The following is a 2788-nucleotide window of genomic DNA, read 5'->3' as shown; positions in this document are numbered from 1 at the left end:
ACAGACGGGCTAGGAACCCTAGGCGGCATCAGGCTGCATACACCGCACCAAATCTAATCGTATTTATTTTAACCTACATTTAAGATACAAGGCGGGCATAGTACGTAACTGGCTATCATATATTCATACGATTAGACCCAATCGGCTGGAAGCAGAAAAAATCAGTGGCATTAAGATTAATTCAATAAAAGAGGCTAAGTTGGTAACATCATGGTTTCATGAACAAGGAGTGCAGCGGGTAGTTTTAAGCATGGGGGCTGACGGTGTTTACTACAGTGAGCTGGATTATGTATCAGGCCACTCTCCGGCATTTCCTGTTGATATTGTCAATAACACGGGTTCCGGTGATGCAATGATGGCGGGATTAGTTCATTGCGCGTTAGCAGGTATGGATTTTAAGGAAAGTGTATATTTCGCCCAACGCTGTGCTGCACTTGTGCTATCTACTGAATTAATTTATTCACTAACCCTGTCGCCCTTCGATGTTGAAAATTTGCTGGTATTGGATTCATATCGTTAATAATAATTGTGAAATAACATGACTCATCCCGCCGACATTATAAAAATAAAAAGATTTTAGAGTATTTGGCTAAAGCCGGGCGGAAACCCGGCAATTTTTTCAATTAATGTATAATAAGTATTATTCACTAATTGAAAAGACAGGAAGGGTTTATGTTCGATGAAATGAAATATATCCATTAATGCGGAGGTAATGGACAACTAAATAGCTGTTCCAAATAATAGATCACTTGCAGGGAACTCAATCCGAATTGGACGATCTGATTAATCGCCAAACCAAAAAAATCATCCATCGGACTGAGTTATGCCAATCATAGCATCGATACCGCGCAATGAGCGCCGTTTAATGCAAAAAACTATCCAAAAAACCCGCGATAAAAACCATGCCCGAAGACTTATCGCCATGCTCATGCTGTATCGCGGAGACACCGTCAGCTATGTCGCAAAAACGCTCGCGTGCAGTCGTTCTTCTGTCGGTCGCTGGATTAACAGGTATACACTTTATGGCCTGGAAGGCTTGAAATCACGCCCTTCTGGTCGTCCACGACGTTGGCCATTTGAATTGATTTGTTCCTTGCTACGTCACCTTATTTCAGATCCTCCCGACGTATTGGGTTATCAACGTTCACGCTGGAGCAGTGAGCTACTCGCTATACAAATCAATGAGATAACCGGATGCTCACTCCATGCATCAACGATACGCCGATGGCTGCCACAAGCGAATATTGTCTGGCGCCGAACAGTGCCAACATTGCGGATACGTGATCCCCATAAGGAAGAGAAAATGAGGGCGATTAATGATGCGTTGGAGAGATGCAGCCCCGATCATCCGGTCTTTTACGAAGATGAAGTGGATATTCACCTGAATCCTAAAATCGGTGCAGACTGGCAATTACGTGGGCAACAAAAACGTATCACGACACCGGGTCAGAACGAGAAATATTATCTGGCGGGTGCCTTACACAGTGGCACCGGAAAAGTGAGTTATGTTGGCGGCAACAATAAAGACTCATCATTATTTATCAAACTATTAGCGCATCTGAAAGCCGCCTATCGCCGGGCGAAAAGTATTACGTTGATAGTCGATAACTACATCATTCACAAAAGCCAGAAAACCCAAGAGTGGCTGGCCCAAAATCCGAAATTCAAATTGATTTATCAACCGATTTATTCTCCATGGATAAATCATATTGAAAAATTATGGTTAGCACTCCATGAAACGATTACACGTAATCATTGTTGCTGTTATATGTGGCAGTTATTGAGAAAAGTGCGTGGCTTTATGAACACGGTTAGCCCATTCCCAGGAAATAAACATGGAACAGCAAAAGTGTAGCAATATTAGGAACAGCTATTTAGCCTAAAACTGACAAATAAGTCCGGTATGAACACAATTCTGCAAATAAATATCCCACAAACCTTGAGGATAACGTTCTAAGTCGCTTTCTAGGACGGTTGGTTTTTGCCAGCTAAAATGATCGAATCCTGCTTTTTTAAGCGCTTTTTCATAACTCTCACGACTCCAACGGTAAAACGTGAAAGGGCTTGGGGGGGTTGACAGAAATTTTGCCTGATGACGGAAGCCATTTTTCCAGGGCTCTTCGCTCAAAATCTTAAAACCATAATTCTCACAGTTTCCGCTTCCTAACCGATAATCAGGTGATGCCATATAAGCAATCAATTTACCGGAAGGTTTCAAATGCTCAGCAGCTGCTTGAAACATCGTTTCCAGTTCTTCTGTGGATTCTGCATAGTGGAATAAAAAAGCGGCGATGATGATATCAAATTTTTCATCTAATTTCATTTCACATACATTTTGTACATGGAATTCAATATTATCACCATACAGTTTTGACTTGATTTTAGCGAGTTCAATCATTTTTTCAGAGATATCGACACCAACCACTTTTGAAGCCCCACGGCGCTGCAATTCCCGCCCAAAATAACCATATCCGCAAGCTAGATCCAGAACTGACTTTCCTTGTATCTCGCCGACCATGTTGAGTATATCCCGAAGCTCAGACTGTCGCTGGGCTACCGTATTGGAAAACTGTTCGTAATGTTCTCCAATTGAATCATAGCTTGCTTGCTCTTCCATTATTATGGCTCCTGACAAAAAATAGAATAAGGGTACTATTTTATAAAGATAAAGTATCATGAAATAATTAGATATATAGGGCAAACGGGTCTAATTTATACAGATGAAAATCCCACTGTCAGGATTTTCATCATATAGCCATTATCCCAGCCAGCCTTCTGGCGCTTAGTC

Annotated in this window: 3 protein-coding genes; 2 read left to right on the top strand and 1 reads right to left on the bottom strand. The window is 41.7% G+C overall.

The window, feature by feature from the left end:
* Nucleotides 1–37 precede the first annotated feature (37 nt).
* Nucleotides 38–520: a PfkB family carbohydrate kinase gene (locus tag BM135_RS16250; protein WP_092521555.1), complete on the top strand. Its 483-nt coding sequence runs from the start codon at nucleotides 38–40 to the stop codon at nucleotides 518–520.
* Nucleotides 521–823: 303 nt separating this feature from the next.
* The gene (locus BM135_RS16245) at nucleotides 824–1855 is read left to right on the top strand and encodes an IS630 family transposase (RefSeq protein WP_092521553.1); all 1032 of its coding nucleotides are present in this window, start codon (nucleotides 824–826) and stop codon (nucleotides 1853–1855) included.
* Between the two features lie 24 nt (nucleotides 1856–1879).
* On the opposite strand, the gene BM135_RS16240 is transcribed toward BM135_RS16245, so the two are convergent.
* Entirely contained in the window at nucleotides 1880–2617 is a 738-nt protein-coding gene (locus tag BM135_RS16240; protein ID WP_092521551.1) for a class I SAM-dependent DNA methyltransferase, read from the bottom strand.
* Nucleotides 2618–2788: the final 171 nt, after the last annotated feature.

Origin of the sequence: Xenorhabdus japonica (assembly GCF_900115195.1) — a bacterium.
GTDB classification, from domain to species: domain Bacteria; phylum Pseudomonadota; class Gammaproteobacteria; order Enterobacterales; family Enterobacteriaceae; genus Xenorhabdus; species Xenorhabdus japonica.
This window is presented reverse-complemented; position numbering and strand designations above follow the sequence as displayed.